Source organism: Solwaraspora sp. WMMD406, from assembly GCF_029626025.1.
Lineage (GTDB): Bacteria > Actinomycetota > Actinomycetes > Mycobacteriales > Micromonosporaceae > Micromonospora_E.
Genome location: NZ_JARUBF010000001.1, coordinates 1,710,548 through 1,734,967 on the forward strand (window position 1 = coordinate 1,710,548; position 24,420 = coordinate 1,734,967).

Consider the following 24,420-nt stretch of genomic DNA (forward strand, 5'->3'; position numbering starts at 1 on the left):
CTGGTACGAACCATACAACCGTACCTGTTCTTCGGTAAGTGCGCCTCAGCTGGCAAGAGAGGCGCTGTGCCGCCCGCGAGTGCGCCGGAAATCACCCGCGACGCATCGGTTTTGAGCAACAGATGGACTGTCGAGTGGGCAGCTGGAGCGGGCACCGTACCTTCCGTGGAGACTGCCCGTACGATCACCAGCGTTGCCCGTCCGGAGGCCACCACCGGTGCCGACCCAGATCTGGTCGGCGCGGTCCGGTTACGACCCGATGCCCGCGTCCTGCAGCTCGACCGCTACGGACGGGTCGTCCGGGTCTCCGCCGGGTTGACCCGTTGGCTCGGCTGGTCCGGCACGCAACTGGCCGGGCGTCCCTTCGAGCTGGTCCTGCACCCCGACCGGCGGGCCTGGTTCCGGCAGCGCTTCAGCGTCCTGCTGACCGACGCCCATCCACACTTCGTCGGCGCCGCCGAGGTGACCACCGTCGATGGCAGGCTGGCCGCCAGCCACGTCACGGCGGTCGCCGTACGCGCGGTGGAACCGGCGGCCGAGGCCGTGCTGGTGCTTCTGACCCCGGACACCCGAGTACGCCGGCCGCAGCTCACCGAGGTCGGCGCCCGGGTGCTGGAAGGGCTGGCCGGGGGAGCGTCGACCGCTGAACTCGCCGCCAGCCTGCACCTGAGCCGCAAAGGGGTGGAATATCACGTCACCGCGCTGCTGCGGCAGGCCCGGGTGACCAACCGTACGGCGCTGGTCGCCTGGGCATACCACTGCGGGGTGCTGGTCCCGGGCGCGTGGCCGCCACGGCTCGCGCCGGAGGCCCGCGAACATCTCCGCCCGCGAGCCCGGGCCGGTGCCACCGACACCACGGCGGAGCCGAGCGCTAACCGGTCGGTTTCCGGGCCGGGGACCTGCCGGGCCGGCGCTCGCCGGATCTGACCTGCCGGCGGCCGGCCGCCCAGCCCCGCCACACCCGCAGCACCCGGTCGGGTCGTAGCAGGCCCACCGGCGGATCGAGCAACCCGGTCACCCGGACGAACGCCTCCGCCAGCGTCGGGTCGTGTACCGCCGCCGCGTGCAATCGGGGCAGATAGGCGTTGGTGAGCCGGACCTTCGCGGTCCGACGCCCGACGACGCCGGGAAAGGCCAGGTCGGCGCCGGTGGCGATGCCCCACGGTACGTCGACCACCGCCGCCACCGCCCGGAAGTAGCGCCGCCAGGACGGCGTACCGCCGGTGGCCAGCAGCCGGCGCAGCGCGTCGGCCTGCAACGCCGACACCGTCATACCCTGGCCGTAGATCGGATTGAACGAGCAGACCGCGTCGCCGATCACCAGCAGACCAGACGGGAACCGGGCCAGCCGCTCGTAGCGGTGCCGCACGTTCGCCGGATAGCGGAAGGCGACCGGATCGCCGAGCGGTTCGCCGTCCCGGAACGCCTGGTAGATGTCGGGGAAGGGCAGGTTGGCGGCGAAGGCGGCGAAGCCAGCGGGATCGGTCGGCGGATGATGGCCCAGGATGCCGGCCAGGGTGACGATGTGCCGCCCGCCTTCCTGCTCGGCGACCCCGGCACCGTACGGACTGTCGGGGGTCCAGTTCTGCAGGACGAGCCGGTCGGAGCCGAGCGCGCCCGGTGGCAACCGGTAGGACCGTGAGGCATAACCCACGTCGACGTGGATCCGGTCGGTTTCGGGCGGCGGGTAACCGACCTGACCGAGCCAGAGTGGCGTACGCGAGCCCCGGCCGGTGGCGTCGACGGTCAGGTCCGCCTCGATCGCCGACTCGGTGCCGTCGGCGGCCCGGACCCGTACCCCGGTGACCCGATCGCCCCGGGACGACGTGGTCAGGCCGGCGATCGCGAGCCCGCCCAGGAGGGTGACCCCGGTGAGCTTGCGGACCCGGTCCCGGACGTGGCCTTCGAGCAACGGCCGGCTGGGGAACAGCACCGGTTGGCCGATGTCGACCTGGCGGATCCGATGTCCGGACAGCAACCAGCGGATTCCGCCGAGTAGGTCGCCACTGGGGACGCCGGCCGCCCGGACCTCGGCTGTCAGGCCAGGGAACAGGTCGTCGAGAAGCTGGCCGCCCCGGGCGAGCAGCGCGTGCAGGTGTCGCCCCTGCGGAACGCTGCGTCGCTGCCCGACGGAGTCCGGCAGCTCGTCCCGGTCGACGATGGTCACCTGTCGGTAGCTGTCGCTGAGGACCCGGGCGGCCAGGAGGCCGGCCATGCTGGCTCCGAGCACCACGGCGTGTCCGCCGGCTTGACCGCTCATCCCGGTCTCCTTCGCGCCGTGTCTCCCTGCGCCGTGTCTCCTCCGGGCCGTGTCTCCCTGCGCCGTCCGAGCTTCATTGTCTGGGGTGGACGGGTGGTCAGTCGTCTTCGTCCGTGCGCGACGGTGCGCGGTCGCCTCCGTCCGTGCGCGACGGGGACGTGGTCTCAGCGGGTGCGGCCTGGTCCGGGCGGGCCGGTTACCGCACGGGGCGGTTGGCGGATCCGGCTGCCCGGGGTGAGTACCGGATGCGATTCGTGGCACCCGGCTGTGCCTGCGGGCGAGGTCGCCACCGCAGGCGGGTCGCGGCGCGATCAGGCGCCGGGCGGTGCCGTGCGAACGGCCACGCGCCGAGCGACGGGAGGTACCGCTGAAACAGCCAGACACCGAGACCCCCGAGCAACGCTCCCGTCAGGACGGCGAGTACCAGTCGGATTGTGCCGCCGAAGACGATCTGGCCGAGTGCGGCACCTACCGTCCAGCGGGCTATCCAGGTGCCGACCGTCGACCTGGCGGCCGCGCCGGTGCCGACTTCCGTGGGCATGGTTGCCTCCCCACTCGACGGTATCGACCGTTGGCGTCGCGGCACCAGGGTCTGTCGAACTCTGGCGGACACGTGACGTCTGCTCGCCGCGTGGCCGTACCGTGTGCCGTTGGTGACGTCGTCGGTCGGTTGCGCCGGTCGACGACGTCGCGCTCAGCGCACTGTGGAGGCGAGGACGTCGAAGACGTCCGGGCGGTCCCGCCGGTTGCCGACCAGGAGCGCCACGCGGCGGCCCGGCTGCAGGAGCGGCGACCAGAACTCGTCGACCAGGGCCCGCCACAACGCCCGGTCCGGCAGGCGGGCGTGTCGCTGCTGGAACGCCACCACGTCGCGGTCGCGTAGCTGCTGGCGGTGGGTGCGACAGTTCGGATGCGCGCACCGGTAGTGGTAGGAGAGAGTGAATCGCGGCCGGGTCAGCTGGTCGAGGATCGCCATGTCGAGCAGTTCCGCTCCGCCGCGTCGCCATTCGGTCAGCGACCACTCCTCGGCCGGGGTGGGCGGCGCGGCCCGACCGACCGTGACGGCGTGCAGGGCGGCCACCCGTACCAGGGCCAGTGACCGCGCCGGGGTGGGCGCCGGCCCGTCGCGACGGTCGGCGTTCGCGCTCTGCAGGTCACACATGGACCACTCGGCCCGTCGATCGAGGTGGTTGCTCCGTCGCGACGTCCGGTCGGTGTGCCGTTCGACGATGAGCGAGCCGTTCTGGATCTTCCAGCTCTCCGGGCGGGGATCGGTATGGTCCGGTTCGACGACGGCCCGGACGACGTCGTGGCGACGCAGGCCGGCGACAGCGCCGAGCGGGTGCGCCTCGACCTCGTCGAACCGGATCCAGAACCGTGGCTCGTCGAGGCAGAGTCCGACGATGGTGGTCATCGCACCGTACGTCGCCGACGGCACGAGCGGGCTGAGCCCCGTGACCAGCACGCGTACGGATAGCGGCTCGGCGGGATCAAGGGGTGGGGCTGCGTAGTGGGGTGTCCGGTACCACTCGCTCACGCGTTCCTCCGGCCGAGAGGGTAGCCATCGGTGATCGCCTGATTACTTGATGCTATAAGCATTGCATGCGTGACAGCGGTGTACCAGGTCCACGCACCGGTCGGCCCACGCACAGGTTCGACCCACCCCCACGCACAGACCGGGCGCGGGTATTCGTGTCCACTTCAGGGCTGTCGGGCGGCGACCCCGGCCGGTACGGTGTGGCGAGCCTGCCGACCTGGGGAGGGTGTCGCCCATGGCCGACATGTCTGCGGAGATCGCCGCCGAGCAGGAGCATTTCGATGCCGCCGCCGCCGAGCGGGACCGCCGACGTACCGCGCTCGGCACGCTTGCCGACAGCGGCGCCGACAAGGCGGCGGCGGCCCGACTACGCCAGCACGCCACGGCGCTGGCCCGGCGGCTCGACGACGCCGACGACGCGGTCGCGTTCGGCCGCATCGACGACGACTCCGGCGCGGCGCTGTACCTCGGCCGGCACCTGATCAGCGTCGGCGGCGGCGCGGACCCGCTGGTGGTGAATTGGCAGGCCCCGGCCGCCGCCCGCTACTTCACGGCCAGCCCGGACGACCCACAGGGCCTGGTCCGCAAACGCAGCTACCAGTGCACCGGCAACACCATCGAGCGCCTCGACGACGTGCTGTTCGCCGAGATCGCCGCCGGGGTGGCTGGCGCGGGGGAGGCTGGCGCGGGGGAGGCTGGCGCGGGGGAGGCTGGCGCGGGGGAGGCTGGCGCCGCCGGGGTCGACGCCCAGCTGCTCGCCGAGTTGGCCCGGGGCCGTACCGGGACGATGCGCGACATTGTCGCCACCATCCAGGCCGCCCAGTACGAGCTGATCCGCTCCCCAATGGACCAGCTGCTCGTCGTCGAGGGCGGACCCGGCACCGGCAAGACCGCGATCGCCCTGCACCGGGTTTCCTGGCTGCTGTTCCAGCACCCCGACCTGGCCGCCGACGACGTGCTGGTGGTCGGGCCGCATCCGACGTTCATGCGCTACATCAGCCAGGTGCTGCCCGGTCTCGGCGACGCCGAGGTCGAGCTGCGCGACATCAGCCGGCTCGCCCCGACGGTACGGCGGGGCCGGGCCGAACCGGCGGCGGTGGCCCGGCTCAAAGGGGACGCCCGGATGGCCGGGTTGCTCGACCGGGCCCTGCGCAGCCGGATCGGCGCCCCGGATCCGGCGGAGCGGCTGCTGCTCGGCGGCCGGTTCGTCACCCTGCCGGGCGAGCAGGTGCAGACGGCGTTGACCGCCGCCGCAGCGGCCGACCTGCCGTACAGCGGTCGCCGGCAGGTGTTCCGGGACCGGCTCACCGACCTGGTCCACGACCGGGCCGGGGTCGACCCGCGCGGCGAACCGGCGCTGGCCAACCTGGTCGAGCGGCTCTGGCCGCAGCAGAACCCGGCGGCGTTCCTGCGTGGTCTGCTCGCCTCCCGTCCCCGGCTGCGGGCCGCCGCCACGCAGGGAGCCGCTGCCACGCGGGATGCCGCCGGTGACGCCCTGCCCGGCACCGACGACGCCGGGTTCACCGCCGACGAGCTGGCCCTGTTGCACCGCCGGGGCGCCGACCGGATCTCCGAGGAGGTCTGGTCCGCCGCCGACCTGCCGCTGCTCGACGAATTGGACCACCTCATCGACGGGGCACCACAGCGCAGGTACGGGCACGTGGTCGTCGACGAGGCACAGGACCTGTCGCCGATGCAGCTGCGCGCGGTGGCCCGGCGCAGCCGTACCGGGTCGTGCACGGTGCTCGGCGACCTAGCCCAGTCCACTGGGGCCTGGGCCCGGGACAGCTGGGACGAAGTGACCCGGTACCTGCCGGCGACGCACCCGGTACGGGTCGCCCCGCTGCGGTACGGCTACCGGGTGCCCCGGCAGGCGTACCAGTTCGCCGCCCAGCTGTTGCCGGTCGCCGCGCCGGCAGTGATCCCGCCGGAGGTGGTCCGCGACGGACCGGCCGAGCCCGGCGTACACCGGGTCGGGCTGACCGAACGGGCCGGCCGGGTCGTCGCCGTCGCCACGGCGCACGCCGACCGAGGCGCGTTCGTCGGCATCGTCTGCCCGCCGCGCTGCCGCCGGGAGGTGGAGGCGGCCCTGGCCGACAACGAGGTGGCCTGGAGCAGTGCCCAGCAAGGTGACCTCGGGTCGGCGATCAACCTGGTCAGCCCGGCCGAGGCCAAAGGGCTGGAGTTCGACGCCGTGGTGGTCGTCGAGCCGGAGCAGATCGTCGCCGACGACGACCGTGGCCACCGGATGCTGTACGTCGCGTTGACCCGTACCACCGGGCATCTTGACGTGGTGTGCGTCGGTGACCCGATGCCGTTGGCGGCACCGCGCCCGACCGTGGCTGGTGCCGCCGGCGACCAGCCCGAGTTCACCGATCGGGTCGCCCGCCAGCTCGCCGAGCATCTCGCCGGTCAGCTGCGCGCGGGCGCGCCGGCCGCGCACTGGGCGCGGGTCCTCGACGAGGTACGCCGCCAGTTGGACAGCTGACCTCGACACGTTTCGGCCGCCGGCGTGGTCAGCCGCCGGTGGCCGGGCGGCTCAGGACGGCCGAGGTGAGCCGGCGGCCCACCGTCGCTTGGACGATGCTCTTGCTGATGGTCGCCTTGGTCGCCCGGCTGGGCAGCGCCACGCCGAGTTCGGCGGCCAACGCCCGCAACTCGGCGACCTTCAGCCCCAGGTCGTCGAGGTACCGTCCGGCGGCCACCCGGTCGTCGATCGCGGCCAGATCGGCGCGGATCCGGTCGGTGTCGACAGCGGCCGGTGCCTTCGCGGCCGTGGTACGGGTACGCCGGGTGGCCGGGGCGGGTGCCGTCGCCGCCGGTCCGGTGGTCGATGGCACGACCGCCCCGGTCGCGGACGGCGCACCGGCGACCACCAAATGGGCGGTGCCGTCGGCGAGCGCGGCGAGCTGATCCGACGGCACCGTACGCAGGAACTCCGCGATCCGGATCAGGACGGCGTGGGACAGGTCAGCGGGGTTTTCAACTGATCGGCGTGTCATCAGTTCTCCGGCTTCCTAATTACGGGCGGATCTTGGCGAGGAACTCACTGGTGAGCTGTTGCAGCTCGTACTGGACGTTGATGTTCGCATCCGGCATCAGCACCGCAGGTAGTCCCTGCTCGCCGGCGGCGGCGAACACGGTCTTGCTGTCCCGGATCATCTGTTGGAAGCGCGGGATCTCGATGGTGGCGGGATGGCCGATGAAGTTTCGCAGCGCCAGTAGCGGCCCGTGCCCGGTGTACTGCACCATCGTGAACACGATGCCGAGGATCTCCGGGCTGATCTGGTCGGCTTTGCCGGCGGCGACCCGGTTGTAGTCGGTGACCAGCTCGGAGACCTTTTTGCGCAGGTAGTCGATGCCGAGGGTGGAAAGGTAGTCGGGCCGGGCAGGGATCAGGATGTGGTCGCTGGCGACGATTCCGGTCCGGGTCACCATGGTGAAGTTCGGGGGACAGTCGACCAGGATCACCTGATATCCGGCGAAGGCCGGTGCGGCCAGTGCGTCGGCGAGCGCCCGGTGCAACGCGAGGAAACGCGGACTGCCGTGTTGGAACCGGGATCCGCCGAGACTGGCCGCGAAGTCCAGATCGGCATCGGTGAGCATCAGATGGGACGGCACCAGGTCGAGGCGGCCCTCACCGGCCTGGCCGATCACCTCGTTGACGGTCGGCGGGGTGAACACGTACCGGTCCAGGGGTGCGGCACCACCGCCCTCGAGCACGTCGCCGAACCACTGCAGGATGGTCCGTTCGTCAGCCAGCTCCCGTTCCCACCCGGTCGGTTCGACGAAGGAGAACGTGAGGCTCGCCTGCGGGTCCAGATCGATCATCAGGACCTGGTGTCCCCGGTACGCCAGCTCGGCACCGATGTTGGCGGTGAGGGTGGTCTTGCCGACGCCCCCTTTGTAGTTGATGACGGACACCACGGTCATCGGTTGCTCCGCGCGCACATGGTCAGCAGCATGCCACGCCACCACCACCGCTCGTCCAAGCCGATCACGGTCGCCCGGACCATGCCGCCCCGGCGAGGTGACCCGGATGCCCGCCGCTCGGCCTCGCCACCGGGGCGGAATGATCCGGTGGGCCGGGTCGTTGTGCATGGTCACGACGCTCACCAGCGCCCCAGCGCCCCGCACCCGACGGTGACGGTGCCCCCGACGGTGCCGGCCGGCGAGTGAGCGTCCGGCGACCCCCGCATCATCCCCGTACCACCCGGATGACCGTTTACCCGCGCGCCCCGACCCCCGGTCCGGGCCCGCGCCCCCCGGAAACGGAAGGTGGACCCCCCATGACCACGATCATCACCCGTACCCTGCGTACCAGCCTGCGGAACACCGCCCTGGGCATCGCCGGTCTGACCCTGGCCGGCGGGGCGATCGCCGCCCCCGCCCTGGCCGCCGAGCACGCCCCGACCGCCCTGGCCGCCCCCGTCGCCGCCGCGAGCGTCGACAACGACAAGCTGATCCCGCACGGTGTGCGGGGCGAGCAGTCCCGGATCGACCTGTCGGGCGAGCAGACCGACAACGTCAAGGGCATCATCGCCGCGACGAAGAAGGCCGGCATGGACGAGCGGGCCGCCGTGGTGGCGATCGCGACCGCCCTGCAGGAGTCGAAGTTGGAGAACCTGGGTCACCTGGGTGACCGTAACGACCACGACTCGCAGGGCCTGTTCCAGCAGCGGCCGTCGTCGGGCTGGGGCACGGTGGAGCAGATCACCGACGTCGAGTACTCCACCACCGCGTTCCTGACCGGGCTCAAGCAGGTGGACGGCTGGCAGGACATGGCGTTGACCGAGGCCGCGCAGGTGGTGCAGGTGTCGGCGTACCCGGACCACTACGCCCAGTGGGAGACCCAGGCCGCCGAACTCGTCGCCCAGCACTGGAACAGCTGACCCGCGGTAGGTCGAAGGGCCGGATCCCGGACACCGGGGCCCGGCCCTTGCCGTACGCCCAGGGCGGGTCAGCAGCCGGCGAACGGGTCCGGCAGGGTCCGCCAGGCGGCTTCGCCGTCGGCGAGTTCCGCGTCGGTGAGCAGACACCAGACGAGTCGTCGGTGCAGCTCGGCGGGGTCGAGGTCGATGCCGACGAAGACCAGGTGCTGGTGCCGGTCGCCGTAGTAGGGGTCCCATTCCATCGCGGCGGCCAGCCGCCGCTGCGCGGTGGTCTGCTCCCACTCGGCGTCGGGCACGGCGGTCAGCCACGGGCCGAGGGTGCGCAGCCCGAGGCCGCCGCCGGCGCTTTCCCAGCCGATCACGGTGTCCGGCTGGCTGGCCAACCAGATGTGGCCACGGGAACGCAGTGCTTCCGCCGTCAGGCTGCCCGCAGCGGCCTGCAGCCGGCCCGGGTGCAGCGGTCGCCGGGCCCGGAACACCGCCGAGACGACGCCGCAGTCGGCCACCGGCTCGTGGACGCCGAGGGTGTAGCCCTCGATCCCACGGGTCAGTACGTCGGGGGTTTCCGGGCGGTGCCGGGCGGTGTGCCGCAGCCGGGCGGCGAGCCAACTGGCGTCGATGATCGGCTGGTCGCCGGCGCGGAGGTGGACCGCCCAGGGGGCCATCCGGTGCAGCAGGACGCCGAGTCGGTGGGTGTCGAAGGAGTCGCCGCCGGACTCTCCCCAGAGCACCACCGTGTCGGCGTATTCGATTTGTCGGGCGATGACGTCGGCCAGCGCGCGGTGGTCGTCCGACGCGGCGTGGATGCCGAGGTGGACCAGGTCGTCGGTGCTGGCCAGGCCGTCGAGCAGGTGTTCGGCGGCGACGACGGTCACGTACGAGTCGAACCGGACGAGGTCGTCGATCGTCGTGTCGCCGACGCGGCAGTGCCGGCAGGCGGCGGCGACCGCCTCGGGTTCGATGACCTCGGGCAGGACGAGCACGATGTCGCGGCCGGGCCGGTCGGTCGCGAGCCGGGCCAGACTGGGCAGGACGTCCTCGCGCAGGGTGCAGGAGACGCACCCGAGCGTCAGCTCGACTCGGACGTCCTCGACGATCCCGGAGCCGTCTCGGACGATCCGGTGCACGGATCCGTCTCGTACGCCGTCGAGGTCGTGCCGGACGATCAGCAGGGTCGGGTCGGCGGCGAGCAGGGTCCGCGCGACGGCCATCGTGGCGGTGCGCCAGAAGCCGGAGACGACGGTCACCGCAGGACGGGTGTCGGCGGGTGGCCGGGCGGTACGGCCGGCCGGAGCGAGCGGTGACGGCATTCACGTTCTCCTCGACGTACTTGAAAACGGTTGTCATTATAGCGGGATGGACCCCGACGTACGACTCCGCCTCATCGGGCTGCTCGAGCGGTTGCTCCACGAGATTCCCGCCGCCGACCCCGATCCATCTGGGTCGGTCGCGGTGCCGCTCACCGCCCTGGGTGACCCCGTCGCCCCGATCGACCCGGCCACGCTGTTCGATGACGGCGTCGCACTGCGCATCTACCCGGAATCGCGGACGGTGGCGCTGGGACTGGTCGAGATCGACTTGACCCGGCGTGAGTTCGACCTCCTGCTCTGCCTGGCCAGCCGCCCCCGGCAGGTCTTCACCCGGGAGCAGTTGCTCGACCGGGTCTGGGGGCACCGGCGCAGCGGCCCGCGCAGCGTCGACGTGCACGTGCGGCGGCTGCGCGGCAAGCTCGGCGACGACCTGCCGGTGATCCGCACCATCCACGGGGTCGGCTACCGGCTGGACGGTGCCGTCCCGGTCGCGGTGCTACGCGTCGACGACAACGAGTCCCACTACCAGGGGAGCGCTGTTCGTGTTCCGACGATGTGACGTCACCGGCGCGCGATATGACGTCACCGGCGCGCCGAGCGGCGTACCGGAAACGCCGGAACCCCCGGGGGGATTTGACGGGCCGGTCGAAATCGGGCACGGTGGGTAGCAGACGGCCGCTGACCGACCAGTCCCTGGAGCTTCCGCCGCCCGCCCCTGACCGCCCGCCGCGTACTGCCCGCCGCGCCGTCAGAAACGCCGGATATCCCCATTTCGCCCGCCCGTACTCACGCCGCTCGTGCGGCATCGCGCCGGGCGCGCACACCGATGATCACGCCCATCCAAGGAGATACCCATGCTGACCATGACCGAGAACGCCGTGTTCGTGATCCGTGAGATCGCCGCCCAGCAGCAGGCGCCGGAGAGCGCCGGCCTGCGGATCGCGGCCGACCCGACCGCAGGCTCGCTCACGCTCACCCTTGCCGACCAGCCGGATCTCGGTGACCAGGTGGTCGACTCCTCCGGTGCCCGGGTCTTCCTCGACCCCGACGCCGCCACGCTGCTGCAGGACAAGGCCCTCGACGCGGCGGTCGACGACGACGGCGGCGTGCAGTTCGGCATCGCCGCCAAGTCCGGCTGAGCCGACACCGCCGGCGACGGGCTCGAACCGGTCCGAGCCGTACCGGTTTCGAGTCGCGTTCCGGCGGTCCGGAACGACCGATGCGGTCCCGACGGGATCGTCCACCTGGGCAGGTCCCTTGTAAACTCGCCGACAGCCTGCGCGGCGGCATCCGTACGGGACGATAGATTCCGCCGGTGGCAGCAGACTGGCCGGAGCCGGCCCGCCCCCGACGGGCCGGTACGGCGGCCCTCGGCATCGGCGTGGTCGTCGCCACCACCGAGGCCGCGTGGCTCGTCGCCGGTGGACCGGTGGCGGCACTGGTCAGCGACATCGGTGCCACCGTCGTCGCCGGCTGCGCCACGCTCGCCTGTGCCGAGACCGCCCGACGGCACCCGGTGGCACTGCGCGGCTTCTGGCTGCTGCTGGCGGTCACCATGGGTCTGGCCGCCGCCGGACGTACGGTGTGGACTGTGGGACGGCTCACCGGCGACACGTTGCCGCACACACCCCTGATCGGGGCCATCTTCGTCGCCGGCATCGTCACCGGCACCGCCGCCCTGCTGTCGGCGGTGTCCGCGCCCCGCAGCGCGCTGGGACGGGCCCGGGTGGTGCTGGACGGCGTGATCGTCGGACTCGCGCTCGTACCGGTCGCCTGGGTCGTGGTCTACCGGGACATGGCCGGCGCCGAGATGGACGCCGTCGCCCGCAGCCTGGGCATGTTCTACCCGATGCTGGACCTGATCCAGCTCGTCGTGTTGATCTCGGTCGCCGGCCCGGCCCGGCCACTGTGGCCACCGCTGACCCTGCTCGGGGTCGGTCTCGCGCTACGCGCCGGGGCGGACGCCGTCTACGTGTCGCTGATCGCCCAGGGCCAGTACCAGGCCGGGCACCCGATCGACGTCTGCTGGCCGCTCAGCTACCTGCTGGTGGCGTGCGCCAGCCGGTACCCGCCCCCCGTCGACCTGGACCGGGTCGACGAGACCGCCGCACCCGCGCCGATGCCGTGGTGGCGGGTGGCGTTGCCGTACCTGACGGTCGTCGCGGCGAGCCTGGCGATCGTGTCCGTCGGGGAGCCGTCGGCGCTGACCTTCTGGTGTGGCGTGACGCTCCTCGCCACCCTGGCGGTCCGCCAGGCGCTGGCCGCCAACGAGAACCGTCGGCTCGCGGCCCGACTGCGGGTGCTCGCCTACACCGACCAACTCACCGGGCTGCCGAACCGGCTCCAGTTCACCCGCCGGCTGCGCGAGTCGATCGCGACCCGGCAGACGGCCGGCCCACCCGGGGCCGATCGGGGCAGCGTCGCGGTCCTGCTGCTCGACCTCGACGGATTCAAGCAGGTCAACGACAGGTTCGGACACGCCGCCGGCGACGCGATGTTGGCCGAGGTGGCCACCCGGATGCGGACCGAAGTCGGCGACACCGGGCTGATCGCCCGACTCGGCGGCGACGAGTTCGCCGTCCTGCTCGACCCGGCACGCGATCCTCCGTACCTGGCCGGCCGACTGCTGGCGGTGCTCGCCGACGGCCGGGTCACGTCGGCGAGCATCGGCATCGCCGAGTACGGCCCACAGCACAGCGGTGACGCCGATCTGCTGCGGGATGCCGACATCGCCATGTACGCGGCGAAAGCGGCAGGCAAGTCTGCCTACCGTCTCTGCACCCCACGGTTGCGGGAGGAAGCGGTCAGCCGGGCCGAGTTGATCGCCGACCTGCGCCGGGCCGTGGCGGACTGTGCCGAGTTCGAGTTGGTCTACCAGCCGATCGTCGAGGTCGGCACCGGACGGGTACGCGGTGCCGAGGCGCTGGTCCGGTGGCGCCATCCCCGGCACGGGCTGCTCAGCCCGGCCCACTTCCTGCCGCTGGCCGAGGAGACCGGGCTGGTGGTGCCGCTGGACGAATGGGTGCTCGCCGTCGCCTGTCGGGACGCGGCGGCCTGGCGACTGATCGATCCGGACACCACGGTGGCGGTCAACATCGCGCCAGCGCACCTGCGGCGGCCCGAACTGATCAGGACGGTCGACCGGGCGGTCACCGCCGCCGGACTACCGGCACCAGGGCTCACGCTGGAACTGACCGAGACCGCCCTGATCGACAGTGCCGAGGATGTATTGTCCAGACTGGAGCGGCTGCGAGAACTCGACATACGGATCTCCATCGACGACTTCGGCACCGGATACTCCTCGCTCAGCTACCTGCACCGTCTGCCGGCGACCGACCTCAAGATCGACCGATCGTTCGTCCAGCGCCTCGGCGCCCAGGACGGCAAGGCGTACGCGACGGTCGAGATGGTCACCCGCCTCGCTGACGCCTTCGGACTGGTCGTCGTCGCCGAAGGGGTGGAGAACGACGTGCAGCACGGGGCGGTCGCGATGATCGGCTGCCCCCGCGCCCAGGGCTACCGGTACGGCCACCCGCAGCCGGTGAGCGAGCTGCGGCGGCGCATGCTGGCGTCAGCCAGCGGCGACACGGCAGCGTGACCAGCCGTACCGGTGCCGACGAGCTTTGCGGCGGTGGGCGAAGAGCTTTTGCGGCGATGGCCGAGCTTTGACCGATCGTACCGGTCCTCGTCGCCGGAGCCGACGACCCGATCACCGATGTCGGCCGGCGCGGGGACCGATCCGGACCAGCACGGTCCACTGTCTTCCCGGAGCGACAGTGTTGATCTGGTGCGGATGATCTCGCGCGGCTATGCTCCTGCAGCGGCGTTACGTCCGATCCAGGAAGGATGCGTCCTTGACAGATGATCCAACTGGACCGCGGGAGCTCGACCAGGTCGACATCGTCCACGTCGACCAGTGCACCAGCGTCGGACGCAAACCGTAGGCAGCTGGTGACAGTGGCACCGCGGCAGCGGTACGAGCACACCACCGGCGGGCCGACCGTCCGGCGGATGCAGCTCGGTGCCCGGTTGCGGCGACTGCGGGAAGCCAGCGGAATCAGCCGGAAGAAAGCTGGCTGGGTGATCCGGGCCTCCGAGTCGAAGATCAGTCGGATGGAGCTGGGGCGGGTCGGCTTCAAGGAACGCGACGTCGAGGATCTGCTGACTCTCTACGGGGTCGCGGACGACGCCGAACGCACCGGACTCACCACACTGGCCCGGCAGGCCAACCAGCCCGGCTGGTGGCATCCGTACGGCGATCTGCTGCCCACCTGGTTCCAGTACTACCTGGACCTGGAGTCGGCGGCGAGCCTGATCCGTACCTACGAGATCCAGTTCGTGCCAGGTCTGTTGCAGACCGAGGCGTACGCCCGAGCGGTGATCGGCATCGGCTTCGATCATGCCGCCCCGGGAGAGGTCGAGCGGCGGGTGGCGCTGCGGATGGCCCGTAAGCGGACCCTGAACCGACCCGACCGGCCGCGCCTGTGGGCGGTGATCGACGAGGCGGTGCTCCACCGGCCGATCGGCGGAACCAAGGTGCTCCGGGAACAGATCGAGACCCTCGCCGAAGCATGCGATCTACCGGACATCCGGCTGCAGGTGATCCCTTTTCACCGTGGCGGGCACGCTGCGGCCGGCGGTGCGTTCAGCATCCTGCGGTTCCCCGAGGAGGAACTGTCCGACATCGTCTACCTAGAGCATCTGACCAGCGCGCTCTACCTGGACAAGAGTGACGACGTCGACGGCTACGCCGCTGCCGTCGGCCGCCTGTTCATCGAGGCCGAACCGCCGGCGCGGACCCAGGACTTCCTGCACCGGGCCCTCCGCGACCTGTGAGCGGGCCGCCCCTTCTGACGACACGGCCCGGCCAGCCGCCCTGCCCGTGTCCCGGTCAGTCGGCGGCTGCCCGTGTTCCGGTCAGTCGGCGGCGACGCTCGGACTGACCAGCACCGCACCCTGGTAGAGCACCAGCGGCTCGCCGGTGCCGTCGCGCCGGGCCAGCACCACGGTGTCCTCCGGCCCCGGCCACAAGCCGGGCGCCGCGATCCGACCGCAGCGAGACGAGCAGATGCGCGCCGTCAGGCGTCGGCAGCACGGTGCTCACCCGCTGACCGGAGGCACCGCCGGTGGCGATCTCGGTACGCTGACCGGTTCCGTCGGTCAGCGGGGTCGGCCGCCGTCCGGCACGGCCACCGGCGCGCCGAACCGGACCGGTACGCCGGGCGAGTAGAGCACGCTGATCGGTGGCCCGTCGGGTGCCGGTAGCCCGGCGGCGGTGATCAGCCCGTCGTCGAGGTCCAGCAGTTCCGCGCGGTGCAGCGGCCACCGAGGGTGCACGTTCGGCAGGTAGTGGGTGCGGCCGTGGAAGCGGGTGTGCAGACCCCATCGGGCGGTGAGAAAATGCTCCAGCGCCGTCGGCTCGGCGATCGGTGACCCGACCCGTACCGCTATCCGGGTGGGCGCGCCGCTCGGACCTGGCCAGCGCCGTCGGCTCCGGTAGGTGCGGGTGTCGCCGTCGCGGTCCAGCCGCATCCACGACCAGAGGTACGGCAGCCGCAGGCTGGCCCTGGCCACCAGGACCGGTAGCAGCCGGGCCGCGTCGAGCGACCGGAACACCACACCACGGCGGCCGGCACCGTCCACCGAATAGAGCCGGACGTTGGTCTCGCAGAACGTGCCGAGGTACGGGCTCGCCGGGCCGGTCACGAGTCCGACCCCGACCATCCGGAAGCCGATCAGCCCGACGTAGCTGACACCGTCCAACGTGTCCGGCCAGGTGCCGGCGGGCAGCAGTGGTGCGACCAGGGCGGGTGTGACCGGCCAGTGCAGGAAGGTGAGCTCGTGCCAGCGCTGGACCAGCACCGGCCGGCGGATCGGTCGCGGCGCGGTCTCGGTCACCGGTTCAGGATCGACCGCCGGAGCGGGCGGACCGGTGGGTGCGGGTGGAGCGACAGGAGCGAGCGGAGCGGTGGGTGTGGGTGGATCGGGTGGCGTGACGGCAGCGGGCGGACGATCGGGCGGAAGATCCTCAGCGGGCATGCGATCATTGTGCCGAATGGCAGTTGTGCCGAATCGCACCGAATGGTGCACCGACCGCTGAGGAGCCGTCCGTGGCCCGAGCCATCGCGACCAACACCCGGGTCGACCGAGCCGAGCTGGTTGAGTTCCTTCGGCCTCGGCACCGGGCCGTGCTGATGACCACCCGGGCCGACGGCCGTCCGCAGGCGTCGCCGGTGACCTGCGGGGTGGACGACAGCGGGCGGCTGGTGATCTCCACCTACCCGGACCGGGCGAAAGCGGTCAACGTCCGCCGGGACCCGACCGTCTCGGCCTGCGTGCTGTCCGACGACTGGAACGGACCCTGGGTACAGGTCGACGGGTCCGCCACGGTCGTCGATCAGCCCGACGCGGTCGAACCGCTGGTCGACTACTACCGGAGCGTGGCGGGCGAGCATCCCGACTGGGACGAGTACCGCGCCGCGATGCGCACGCAGGGTAAATCGTTGATCCGGATCGTCATCGACCATTGGGGACCGATCGCCACCGGTGGCTTTCCGCCACGGCTGGCCGATTAGCGGCTCACTCGCAGAGCCGGCTCACTCGGAAGGCTCGGGTAGGTCGCAGTCGACCTGCGGGTTGACTCCCAGGTAGTTCAACGGGCCGGCGATCACGGTGACGATGGTGGTGCCGGCGTGTGCGCAGTTGGTCTCCGACTGGTCGAAGTAGTCGCGCTGTGCCGCCGCCACCACTCCGATCACCAGCCAGATCAGTACGATCACCCCGGAAATCGACACGCCGCGCATGGGTTCCTCCTCATTCCGACTGCCAAAGGTCCGGCCGGGCGAGCGGACACCCAGCGGCGGATCGCTCCGATGTACCCAGCCGGGGGTGGCCGGTAACACCGGTCAGCCCGTGACCCGCCGCCACGACTGCCGGCGGCCGACCTGTGGCACGTCGTCGTCGCGGACCACGACGTCGAGCCGGCCGAGTTCAGCGCGGAGCAGTTCGGCCTCGGCCCGGTCGCCGCGTTCCACCGCCCGGTGCCGGGCGGTGAGCAGCGCATGCGCGGCGGCCGGCAGGTCGGGCAGGTCGGGCACCCAGAGCCGGTACGCCGTCCGGTACGGGTCGCCGTCCGGCCGCCAGGGATAGCCGTGGGCGCGCAGGGCGTCGGCGAGCCGCGTGGCGGAGATGTCACCGACCCGCGAACACAGCTCCGCTCCGCGTCGGTCGAGCACGACGAGTCTGCCGTCGGCCAGGAACGACCTGCCAGGCTCCAGGAACACCGCGCCGATGTCGGACCGGTGCAGGGTCACGTCGACCTCGCCGTGCCGGATGCGCAGCTCGCAACGGCTGACCGTCACCAGCAGCTGGCTGGCGTGCACCGCGCCGAGCAGGGTCAGCCCGACGAGGGCTCCGGCGACGACGCCGCCGACGACGGCCGGCGTCCGTGGTAGCGCGTCGATGAGCCGCAGCGGCCCGGCCAGCGGCACCCAGGGCAGCCCGAGCAGCCAACCGGCGAGCGGTGGGAGCAGGCCGCCGGCGGCACCGCCGAGGCCGACGAGCAGGGGGCCCACCAGCAGGCGTTCGCCTGCCGACGGACCCACCACCTCGGCCGGACCGGACTCAGACGACGTCACGTCGGTGGATCCGTACCGCGCCGGCGAGCAGCGGAAGCAGTACCCACAGCGCGACCGAGACGACCAACCGGGCCCACTGTCCAGCGGTCACGTCGGGCGTGAGCAGCGGTTCCATGGTGAGGCCGAGATCAAGCCACTCGGCGACGTCCCGCAGCCCGCCGACGATCCCGCCGACGACCGACCATGCCGTCGGCAGCAGCAGGAGCAGCACGATGGCGAGCGGGGTGCTCAGCAGCAGCATCCCGAAGGCCAGCCCCATCACGACGTTGATCACCTGGAACAGCATCGCGTAGACGATCATGACAGCGTCGAACCGCCACGAGCCGGTGCCGCCCGTGGCCCCGGCGATCGCCGTCGCGGCGGCCGCCGCGACCAGGCTGGCCAGCACCGAGACGACAGCGGCGACGATCGACGCGGCGAGTTTGGCGCCGAGGATCCGGTGCCGGACCGGTACCAGCGCGAACGTGGTCAACGCGGTGCGTTGCGACCATTCGGTCGTGACCAGCAGGACCCCCAGTACGGGGAGCAGGAACGCCACCGGCAGCAGAGCCAGCACGAAGAAGGTCACGAACGACTGCTCCGCCGGCTCGGCGAAGATCAGCATCAGCGCGACGATGGTGGCGGTGGCCAGCCCGATCGTGATCGACAACCAGTAGCCGGCCCGGGTGTCGATCAACTTACGCATCTCGACCAGGACCAACCGTCCCCACATCGCGGTCAACGCACTGCCTCCCGTACCGATTCGCCGCTGGTCAGGCTGAGGAACATCTGTTCCAGGCCGCCGCCGTCGGCCGGCCGCAGTTCCAGCAGTACGGCGCCGGTCCGCGCGGCGATCTCACCGACGAGCTCCGGCTCCGCCCGCACCAGCAGCCGGCCGTCGAGCTCGCTCGCCGGCACGCCGGCCTCGACCAGCGCGGTCAGCAGGGCCTGCGGGTCACGGGCCCGGACCAGGGTGCCCGATCCGCTCAGTAGTTCGTCCTTGTCGCCGTCGACGACGACCCGGCCACCCCCGATCATCACCAGCCGGTCCGCCACCGCTTCCACCTCCCGCAGCAGGTGGGACGAGAGCAGCACGGTGCCGCCCCGGTCGGCGAAGTCGCGCAGCAGACGGCGCATCCAGAAGATGCCCTCCGGATCCAGACCGTTCGCCGGCTCGTCCAGGATCAACATCCGGGGCTCGCCGAGCAGCGCGTGCGCCAGCCCCAGCCGTTGGCGCATGCCGAGCGAGTAGGCGCGTACCCGCCGCCGGGCGGCGACCGCGTTGAGCCCGACCAGGTCGAGCACCTCGGCGACCCGGGCCTGCGACACCCCCATGGTCAGCGCCGCGACGGCCAAGGTCTCCCGCCCGGTACGTCCCGGATGCTGTGCCGAGGCGTCCAGCAGTACGCCGACCACCCGGCCCGGGTTCGGCAGGTCGCGGTAGGCCACCCCGTCGACGGTCGCCGACCCGGTGGTGGCGGTCGCGAGCCCGCAGACGATCCGCATCGTGGTCGACTTCCCGGCACCGTTCGGCCCCAGGAAGCCGGTCACCGTACCGGCCGAGCAGGTGAAGGAGACGTCGTCGACGGCGAGCTGCCGTCCGTACCGTTTGGTGATATTGCGTACCTCGATCACCAGATCAGCGTGCGGGTCGGTGGCCCGGCGCCGCAGCGGCCGATCGTCGGCCGTCGGTGGTCGATGGTCTGCCGATCACCGACCTTCGGCGGTCGACGGCCTCGACTTTGGTAGCTGCCCACCGCTGCTTGTCGGTGCGTACGCTGGCCTGATGAGCGCGGTCCCGGCTCCGGACAACCCTTGGTTGCTACCGGCGACACTGATCGCCGATGCGGCCGGGACCGGGCGGCGGAGACGATCCACCCGGGACTGGCTGGTCGACGCCATCTGCCTGCTGATCGCCGTCGGCTACCTCGTCTGGGCGGCGTGGGACATGCGGCAACCTCAGCCGTACGTGACGGCCACCAGCGTCGAACCCGGCTGGTTCTACCGACTCGACCTCATGCTCGGGCTGGCCTCCTGCGGCCTGTTGTGGGTACGGCGCCGGTGGCCCGCAGGGGTGGCGCTGATCGCCCTGCCGATCGGTGTGCTGTCGGTGACCGGCGGGATCGCCGTACTGATCCTGCTGTTCACCGTCGCGGTGCATCGACCCCTCGCGGTGGCGGCCGGAGTCGCCGTGGCGCATCTCACCGTGTCGCCGATCTTCTATCTGATCTACCCGGACCGGGACCTCGACCTGTTCGGCGCGGTGGTGCTGACCGCGATCGTCATCGGTGCCGTGCTCGCCTGGGGGATGTTCGTGCGGGCTCGCCGGCAGTTGGTCGTCTCCCTACGCGATCGCGCCTACCGCGCCGAGGCGGAGCAACTGCTGCGGGTCGCTCAGGCCCGCCAGTTGGAGCGCACCCGCATCGCCCGGGAGATGCACGACGTTCTGGCCCATCGGATCTCGCTGCTCAGCCTGCACGCCGGAGCTCTGGAGTTCCGGCCGGACGCATCTCGGGAAGAGATCACCCGCGCGGCCGGGGTGATCCGGGTGACCGCCCACCAGGCGCTGGAGGAGCTCCGTGAGGTGATCGGGGTGCTGCGGTCGGATCATTCCACCGCACCGGCCGGCCCGACCGGGTTGCCTGGCCCGACCGGGTGGAACGGCCCGACTCGGTCGACTGGTCTGACCGGTTCGACTGGCCAGGCCGGCAACACGGCGCTCGTCGGCGGGCCTGAGCCGCCGCAACCGACCCTGGCGGACCTGCCGGAGTTGGTGGCCGAGTCCCGTAACGCCGGCACCCGAGTCACCCTGACCAGTGAGATCGACCAGCCGTCGCGGCTACCGACCGGGCTCGGCCGAGCGGCGTACCGGATTGTGCAGGAAGGACTGACCAACGTCCGTAAGCATGCGCCCGGGGCGGCGGCGAAGGTCGCGGTGCGCGGACGGCCCGGTGCCGGACTGACCGTGGAAGTGACGAACCGTCGCTCGGTGTCACGGCCGCCGGATTCGCCGATTCCGGGGAGCGGGACCGGGTTGGTCGGGTTGGCGGAACGCGCCAGTCTCGTCGGCGGGCGACTCGACTACGGGACGACCGAATCTGGCTACTATCGGCTGGTCGCGTGGTTGCCATGGCCGCCGTGAGAGTCCTGATCGTCGATGACGATCCGCTGGTACGGGCCGCGCTGGCGATGATCCTCGGCGGAGCCGCCGACCTGCACGTGGTCGGTGAGGCGGGTGACGGCGCGGACGTCGCGGACGCGGTCGCCACCCACCGGCCCGACGTGGTGTTGATGGACATCCGGATGCCGGGCGTTGACGGGTTGGCGGCGACCGAGGCCGTCCGCCGCCGGCCCGATCCGCCCTCGGTGGTGGTGCTGACCACGTTCGACGCCGACGAGTACGTCCTGCGGGCGCTGCGGGCCGGGGCCAGCGGCTTCCTGCTCAAGGACACCCCACCGGCCGACATCGTCGCGGCGGTCCGCCGCGTGCACGCCGGGGATCCGATCCTCTCGCCGGCGGCGGTCCGCCGGCTGATCGATCACGTGGCCGGCGTACCGGCCGGTCGGGGCGACCCCGCCGGACCGGAGCCGGACCCGGGCCGGCGACGCGAGCGGGCCCGTCGGCTGCTCGACGGGCTCAGCCCGCGCGAGCGGGAGGTCGCGGTCGCGGTGGGTCATGGCCGGTCGAACGCCGAGATCGCCGCTGAGTTGTTCATGAGCGTGGCGACGGTCAAGGCGTACGTGTCTCGACTGCTGGCCCGTCTCGACCTCGACAACCGGGTGCAGATCGCGCTGCTGGTGCACGACGCGGGCTGGACCTGACGCGGGCTTGGACCTGACGTGGGCGGCGTCAGTCCTCCTGCACGAACTCCGGGTGGGCGAGGAGGAAGTCGTCCAACGTGCCGGCTCCGATCGACGCCAACATCGCCAGACTCTCCGGCGTGAGTCGTTCGGCGGCGGTGCTGCTGAAACCGGCCGAGTTGAACTCGCCGTTGTTGGTCTTGACCAGGACGAGGTCGTTGGCGGTGATCCCGCGCAGGGTGAAGATGAAATCGGCGATCGGTGTCCCGCCGGTGTCCAGCACGAACGCCTTGCCGGCGGCGGTGATCACTTCGTCGAGCCGGGCCGGGTTGGTCAGCACGCCCCTGCTGCTGGCCTGGCTGATCATCGCCTTGATCAGCTGGCGTTGGTGACGCTGCCGGTCGTAGTCGCCGTTGGGTAGGCCGTAACGCTGCCGGGAGTAGTCCAGCGCCTCCCAGCCGGCCATCCGCTTGCAGCCTTCCTCATGCCAGAGTTCCTTGCCGCCGCCCGCCTGGCGTGCCTCGGCCAGCCAGGTCGGTTTGCCGTCGACAAGGCGCATGTGTTGCGACTTGACCCGCTGGTCGACGCACATCCGTACGCCGCCGAGGGCGTCGATGACGTCCCGGAAGCCGCTGAAGTCGATGATCGCCGCTCCGTCGAACTCGATCCCGGTGAGCTCCTTGAGGGTGAGCGCGACGAGTTGGGCGCCGCCGGCCCGGCCGGCGCCGTCGCGCGACCCGGACCGGAACGCGTCGGTGATCTTGGACTCGCCGCCTTCGTACCCGCTGGGTTCGAAGGCCGGTACCTCGACCCAGGTGTCCCGGGGAACCGAGACGAGGTAGGCCTGATCGTGCGTGGCCGGGACATGCAGGATGATGATCGTGTCCGAGCGCATGTCGCCCGGGTTGCTGCCGCGTTCGTCGACCCCGAGCAGCAGCATGGTGATCGGCCCCTCCAGCGGTTCCCGCTCCGGCTCGGTGACCTTGGCCGCTCCGGCAAGCAGGTTCTGCTGCTGGATGTCGCCGGTGTAGCGCTCGATGAGCAACCTGCTACCGACGATCGCCGCCGCGCTGCTCGCCATCAGTAGCGAGCCGAGGATCACCGCGAGCACCGCCCAGACCGGGGTGCGCCTGCGGGCGGCCGCAGCTGTCGATGACCCGCTCGGTGCCGACATGCCAATACTCCAGACGAGGGAGACGAGGGGTTGGCAGGTCCTGATTACCCGTAACGCTACCCAGCCAAGCTGCGAGATCTCTGAAAATTCCACATCGTGCCTGGCCCTGGCGCGCGGTCGGTGCCCTGGCGCGTGGTGCTCCTGGCGTGGTGCTCCTGGCGCATGGTGTACCGGTCGCTTGGTGGACCTTGTTGCGAGGTTCCGCGACGGTCGAAGATGGGAAAGGACAGCCCAACCAACCGGTTCAGGGGGGCAAGACTGTGGAGATCAGTGGCATCTTTTCGGCGTTGATCATCGGACTCGTGATCGGTGCGCTCGGGCGGCTCGTGGTTCCTGGCAAGCAGGAAATCAAGATCTGGGTGACCCTGTTGATCGGCGTGGTGGCCGCGCTGCTCGGCACCTTGGTCGCCGGACTGTTCGGCGTGGCGCAGACCCGGGGCGTCGACTGGATCGAACTCGCGCTGCAGATCGGGTTCGCCGCCGCCGGCGTGGCGGTGATCGCGGCGGCGGGTAAGAAGTCCTGAACCCACCGGGATCGATCGACCTGGCGGCCGGCCGCATCGGCCGGCCGCTGCTGATCACCCGGTACGGGTGGTCAGCCAGGTCCGTTCGATCGAGCCGAGATACCGTTCCCGCTGCTCCTCGCGGGCCAGCGCCCGGAGCAGGAAGTCCATGTGGTCGCAGAGTTCCCGGGCTCGACGGGCCGACTGGCAGGTCTGGTAGAGCACGGCCGCGTGATGGTCGGCTTCGGCGTAGTTGCCCCGGAGCACCTCGTCGGTCCAGCGGATCAGCGCTGCCCACATCGGCTTGATCTTCGCCCGCCGTTCACTGGAGTCGAGGCGGTTGATCGCCTCGGCGGAGCGGTCCCGGGCGTGCGGCAGCGCCTGCGCCTGCGCGGCGAGCAGCGCCAGGAAGAACGGTGTCGAGACCAGGTCGTGGTCGAGCCGGTTGGCCTGCTGGTGGGCGTCCCGCGCGGCGGCGAAGTCGCCGTTGTCACGGAGCAACAGCCCCAGGCAGTTCCAGTTCTGCGCGTCGTGCGGGCCGTGCTTGGTGGCCAGTCGCGCGTAGCTCAACGCCCGGTCCGGCTGGGCGTAGCGGTGCAGCAGCGCCAAGGCCCGCTCCGCGCCGTCGGCCGGCAGCTTGTACGCCATGGCGGTGGTCAACTCCTGCTCGGCCGCCGCGTCCTCGCCCAGGTTCGTCAACGACCGACCGAGTCGGTAACGCACCCGGGGATTGCGGGGGTCGAGTTCCACCGCTCGGCGCAGGAACTCGACCGCCTTCTCGTAGTAGCCCTCCCAGTACGCGGCCTCACCCTGGTTGAACAGGTAGGAGACCTCGACCTGGGTGGTGAGCCGCTGGTCGAAGTCGCTCAGGCGGGACTGCATGTCCTCGATCAACAGGTGTACCTGCTCGGACTGCCGTTCCGCCTGGGCCACCGCGGTCCGTACCCGACCGACGAGGGTGTCGGTCTGCTCGGAGAGATTTTCTGCCTGGTGGATCGCCCGATCGGCCTGCGCGACGATTTCCTGCGCGACGGTGCGCTGTCGGTCGAGTTCGAGTCGGGCGCGGGCACCCGTACGGCGGATGGTCCGTAGTTCCCGGATTCCGACGAAGCCGGCGAAGACGAAGACCACTGTCAGCGCAGTGACCAAAAGGGCAAAAGCCGCAATTATTCCGCCGGACCAGGCGATCACCAGCTCGGCGATCTGAATCGGGTCGGGGGTGGCCGGCTCCATGACTCAAGGATAGCGACTCTTAGCTATTGATTGACTACCCAGAGTGGCAAATGTTGGTGACCGGGTCGGTTGGCATCGCTACGTCCATCGGTTA

23 protein-coding genes are annotated in these 24,420 nt (G+C 71.2%); 11 read left to right on the plus strand and 12 right to left on the minus strand.

Annotated features, from left to right (window positions below):
- Positions 1-165 precede the first annotated feature (165 nt).
- On the plus strand, positions 166-927 hold the full coding sequence (locus O7632_RS07810; RefSeq protein WP_278112645.1) for a LuxR C-terminal-related transcriptional regulator: 762 nt from the start codon (positions 166-168) through the stop codon (positions 925-927).
- Here the strand turns inward: O7632_RS07810 and O7632_RS07815 are convergent.
- Together O7632_RS07815 and O7632_RS07820 are read right to left on the minus strand one after the other, a co-directional pair.
- Complete coding sequence (locus O7632_RS07815; protein WP_278112647.1) at positions 872-2,260, minus strand: FAD-binding monooxygenase; 1,389 nt, start codon at positions 2,258-2,260, stop codon at positions 872-874. The two genes, O7632_RS07810 and O7632_RS07815, sit on opposite strands and share 56 nt — an antisense overlap.
- 694 nt (positions 2,261-2,954) lie before the next feature.
- Positions 2,955-3,797, minus strand: coding sequence for a hypothetical protein (locus tag O7632_RS07820; protein ID WP_278112649.1), 843 nt, complete (start codon positions 3,795-3,797; stop codon positions 2,955-2,957).
- A 235-nt stretch (positions 3,798-4,032) separates the two neighbouring features.
- On the opposite strand from O7632_RS07820, the gene O7632_RS07825 reads away from it, so the two are divergent.
- The gene (locus O7632_RS07825; protein WP_278112650.1) at positions 4,033-6,285 is read left to right on the plus strand and encodes an ATP-binding domain-containing protein; all 2,253 of its coding nucleotides are present in this window, start codon (positions 4,033-4,035) and stop codon (positions 6,283-6,285) included.
- A 28-nt stretch (positions 6,286-6,313) separates the two neighbouring features.
- On the opposite strand, the gene O7632_RS07830 is transcribed toward O7632_RS07825, so the two are convergent.
- Both O7632_RS07830 and O7632_RS07835 read right to left on the minus strand, forming a co-directional pair.
- Entirely contained in the window at positions 6,314-6,799 is a 486-nt protein-coding gene (locus O7632_RS07830; protein WP_278112652.1) for a hypothetical protein, read from the minus strand.
- Between the two features lie 19 nt (positions 6,800-6,818).
- Positions 6,819-7,730, minus strand: a complete 912-nt coding sequence (locus tag O7632_RS07835; RefSeq protein ID WP_278112654.1) for a ParA family protein — start codon at positions 7,728-7,730, stop codon at positions 6,819-6,821.
- Between the two features lie 380 nt (positions 7,731-8,110).
- On the opposite strand from O7632_RS07835, the gene O7632_RS07840 reads away from it, so the two are divergent.
- Positions 8,111-8,689, plus strand: a complete 579-nt coding sequence (locus O7632_RS07840) for a hypothetical protein (RefSeq protein WP_278119912.1) — start codon at positions 8,111-8,113, stop codon at positions 8,687-8,689.
- Positions 8,690-8,757: 68 nt separating this feature from the next.
- Here O7632_RS07840 and O7632_RS07845 read toward each other — a convergent pair whose 3' ends face one another.
- Positions 8,758-9,999 (minus strand): GTP-binding protein, encoded by a 1,242-nt coding sequence (locus O7632_RS07845; protein ID WP_278112656.1) that lies wholly within the window; start codon positions 9,997-9,999, stop codon positions 8,758-8,760.
- A 46-nt stretch (positions 10,000-10,045) separates the two neighbouring features.
- On the opposite strand from O7632_RS07845, the gene O7632_RS07850 reads away from it, so the two are divergent.
- The 4 genes from O7632_RS07850 (at position 10,046) to O7632_RS07865 (ending at position 14,835) form a co-directional block, all read left to right on the plus strand.
- Complete coding sequence (locus tag O7632_RS07850) at positions 10,046-10,558, plus strand: winged helix-turn-helix domain-containing protein (RefSeq protein WP_278112657.1); 513 nt, start codon at positions 10,046-10,048, stop codon at positions 10,556-10,558.
- A 295-nt stretch (positions 10,559-10,853) separates the two neighbouring features.
- Complete coding sequence (locus O7632_RS07855; RefSeq protein ID WP_278112659.1) at positions 10,854-11,138, plus strand: adhesin; 285 nt, start codon at positions 10,854-10,856, stop codon at positions 11,136-11,138.
- 176 nt (positions 11,139-11,314) lie between these two features.
- The gene (locus O7632_RS07860; protein WP_278112661.1) at positions 11,315-13,597 is read left to right on the plus strand and encodes an EAL domain-containing protein; all 2,283 of its coding nucleotides are present in this window, start codon (positions 11,315-11,317) and stop codon (positions 13,595-13,597) included.
- A gap of 413 nt (positions 13,598-14,010) precedes the next feature.
- Positions 14,011-14,835: a helix-turn-helix transcriptional regulator gene (locus tag O7632_RS07865; protein WP_278119913.1), complete on the plus strand. Its 825-nt coding sequence runs from the start codon at positions 14,011-14,013 to the stop codon at positions 14,833-14,835.
- Positions 14,836-15,159: 324 nt separating this feature from the next.
- Here the strand turns inward: O7632_RS07865 and O7632_RS07870 are convergent, their stop codons facing one another.
- A complete protein-coding gene (locus tag O7632_RS07870) occupies positions 15,160-15,897 on the minus strand; it encodes a DUF2071 domain-containing protein (protein WP_278112663.1) in 738 nt (245 codons plus the stop codon).
- Between the two features lie 212 nt (positions 15,898-16,109).
- On the opposite strand from O7632_RS07870, the gene O7632_RS07875 reads away from it, so the two are divergent.
- Positions 16,110-16,574: a PPOX class F420-dependent oxidoreductase gene (locus O7632_RS07875; protein ID WP_278112665.1), complete on the plus strand. Its 465-nt coding sequence runs from the start codon at positions 16,110-16,112 to the stop codon at positions 16,572-16,574.
- A 21-nt stretch (positions 16,575-16,595) separates the two neighbouring features.
- Here O7632_RS07875 and O7632_RS07880 read toward each other — a convergent pair whose 3' ends face one another.
- The 4 genes from O7632_RS07880 to O7632_RS07895 all read right to left on the minus strand — a co-directional run bounded on the left by O7632_RS07880 (position 16,596) and on the right by O7632_RS07895 (position 19,250).
- Complete coding sequence (locus tag O7632_RS07880) at positions 16,596-16,802, minus strand: hypothetical protein (RefSeq protein WP_278112667.1); 207 nt, start codon at positions 16,800-16,802, stop codon at positions 16,596-16,598.
- A 102-nt stretch (positions 16,803-16,904) separates the two neighbouring features.
- Positions 16,905-17,636 (minus strand): hypothetical protein, encoded by a 732-nt coding sequence (locus O7632_RS07885; RefSeq protein WP_278112669.1) that lies wholly within the window; start codon positions 17,634-17,636, stop codon positions 16,905-16,907.
- On the minus strand, positions 17,623-18,348 hold the full coding sequence (locus tag O7632_RS07890) for an ABC transporter permease (protein ID WP_278119915.1): 726 nt from the start codon (positions 18,346-18,348) through the stop codon (positions 17,623-17,625). Before O7632_RS07890 ends, O7632_RS07885 begins: the two co-directional genes overlap by 14 nt.
- A 5-nt stretch (positions 18,349-18,353) precedes the next feature.
- Entirely contained in the window at positions 18,354-19,250 is an 897-nt protein-coding gene (locus O7632_RS07895) for an ATP-binding cassette domain-containing protein (RefSeq protein WP_278112671.1), read from the minus strand.
- A gap of 151 nt (positions 19,251-19,401) precedes the next feature.
- On the opposite strand from O7632_RS07895, the gene O7632_RS07900 reads away from it, so the two are divergent.
- Together O7632_RS07900 and O7632_RS07905 are read left to right on the plus strand one after the other, a co-directional pair.
- Positions 19,402-20,757 (plus strand): histidine kinase, encoded by a 1,356-nt coding sequence (locus O7632_RS07900; RefSeq protein WP_278112673.1) that lies wholly within the window; start codon positions 19,402-19,404, stop codon positions 20,755-20,757.
- On the plus strand, positions 20,745-21,437 hold the full coding sequence (locus O7632_RS07905; RefSeq protein ID WP_278112676.1) for a response regulator transcription factor: 693 nt from the start codon (positions 20,745-20,747) through the stop codon (positions 21,435-21,437). The genes O7632_RS07900 and O7632_RS07905 overlap by 13 nt, the downstream gene beginning before the upstream one ends.
- A gap of 28 nt (positions 21,438-21,465) precedes the next feature.
- Here O7632_RS07905 and O7632_RS07910 read toward each other — a convergent pair whose 3' ends face one another.
- Positions 21,466-22,590: an LCP family protein gene (locus O7632_RS07910; RefSeq protein WP_278112678.1), complete on the minus strand. Its 1,125-nt coding sequence runs from the start codon at positions 22,588-22,590 to the stop codon at positions 21,466-21,468.
- A 260-nt stretch (positions 22,591-22,850) separates the two neighbouring features.
- Between O7632_RS07910 and O7632_RS07915 the strand changes: the two genes are divergently transcribed.
- Positions 22,851-23,114, plus strand: a complete 264-nt coding sequence (locus tag O7632_RS07915) for a GlsB/YeaQ/YmgE family stress response membrane protein (RefSeq protein WP_278119916.1) — start codon at positions 22,851-22,853, stop codon at positions 23,112-23,114.
- Positions 23,115-23,168: 54 nt separating this feature from the next.
- On the opposite strand, the gene O7632_RS07920 is transcribed toward O7632_RS07915, so the two are convergent.
- Entirely contained in the window at positions 23,169-24,326 is a 1,158-nt protein-coding gene (locus O7632_RS07920) for a tetratricopeptide repeat protein (protein ID WP_278112680.1), read from the minus strand.
- Positions 24,327-24,420: the final 94 nt, after the last annotated feature.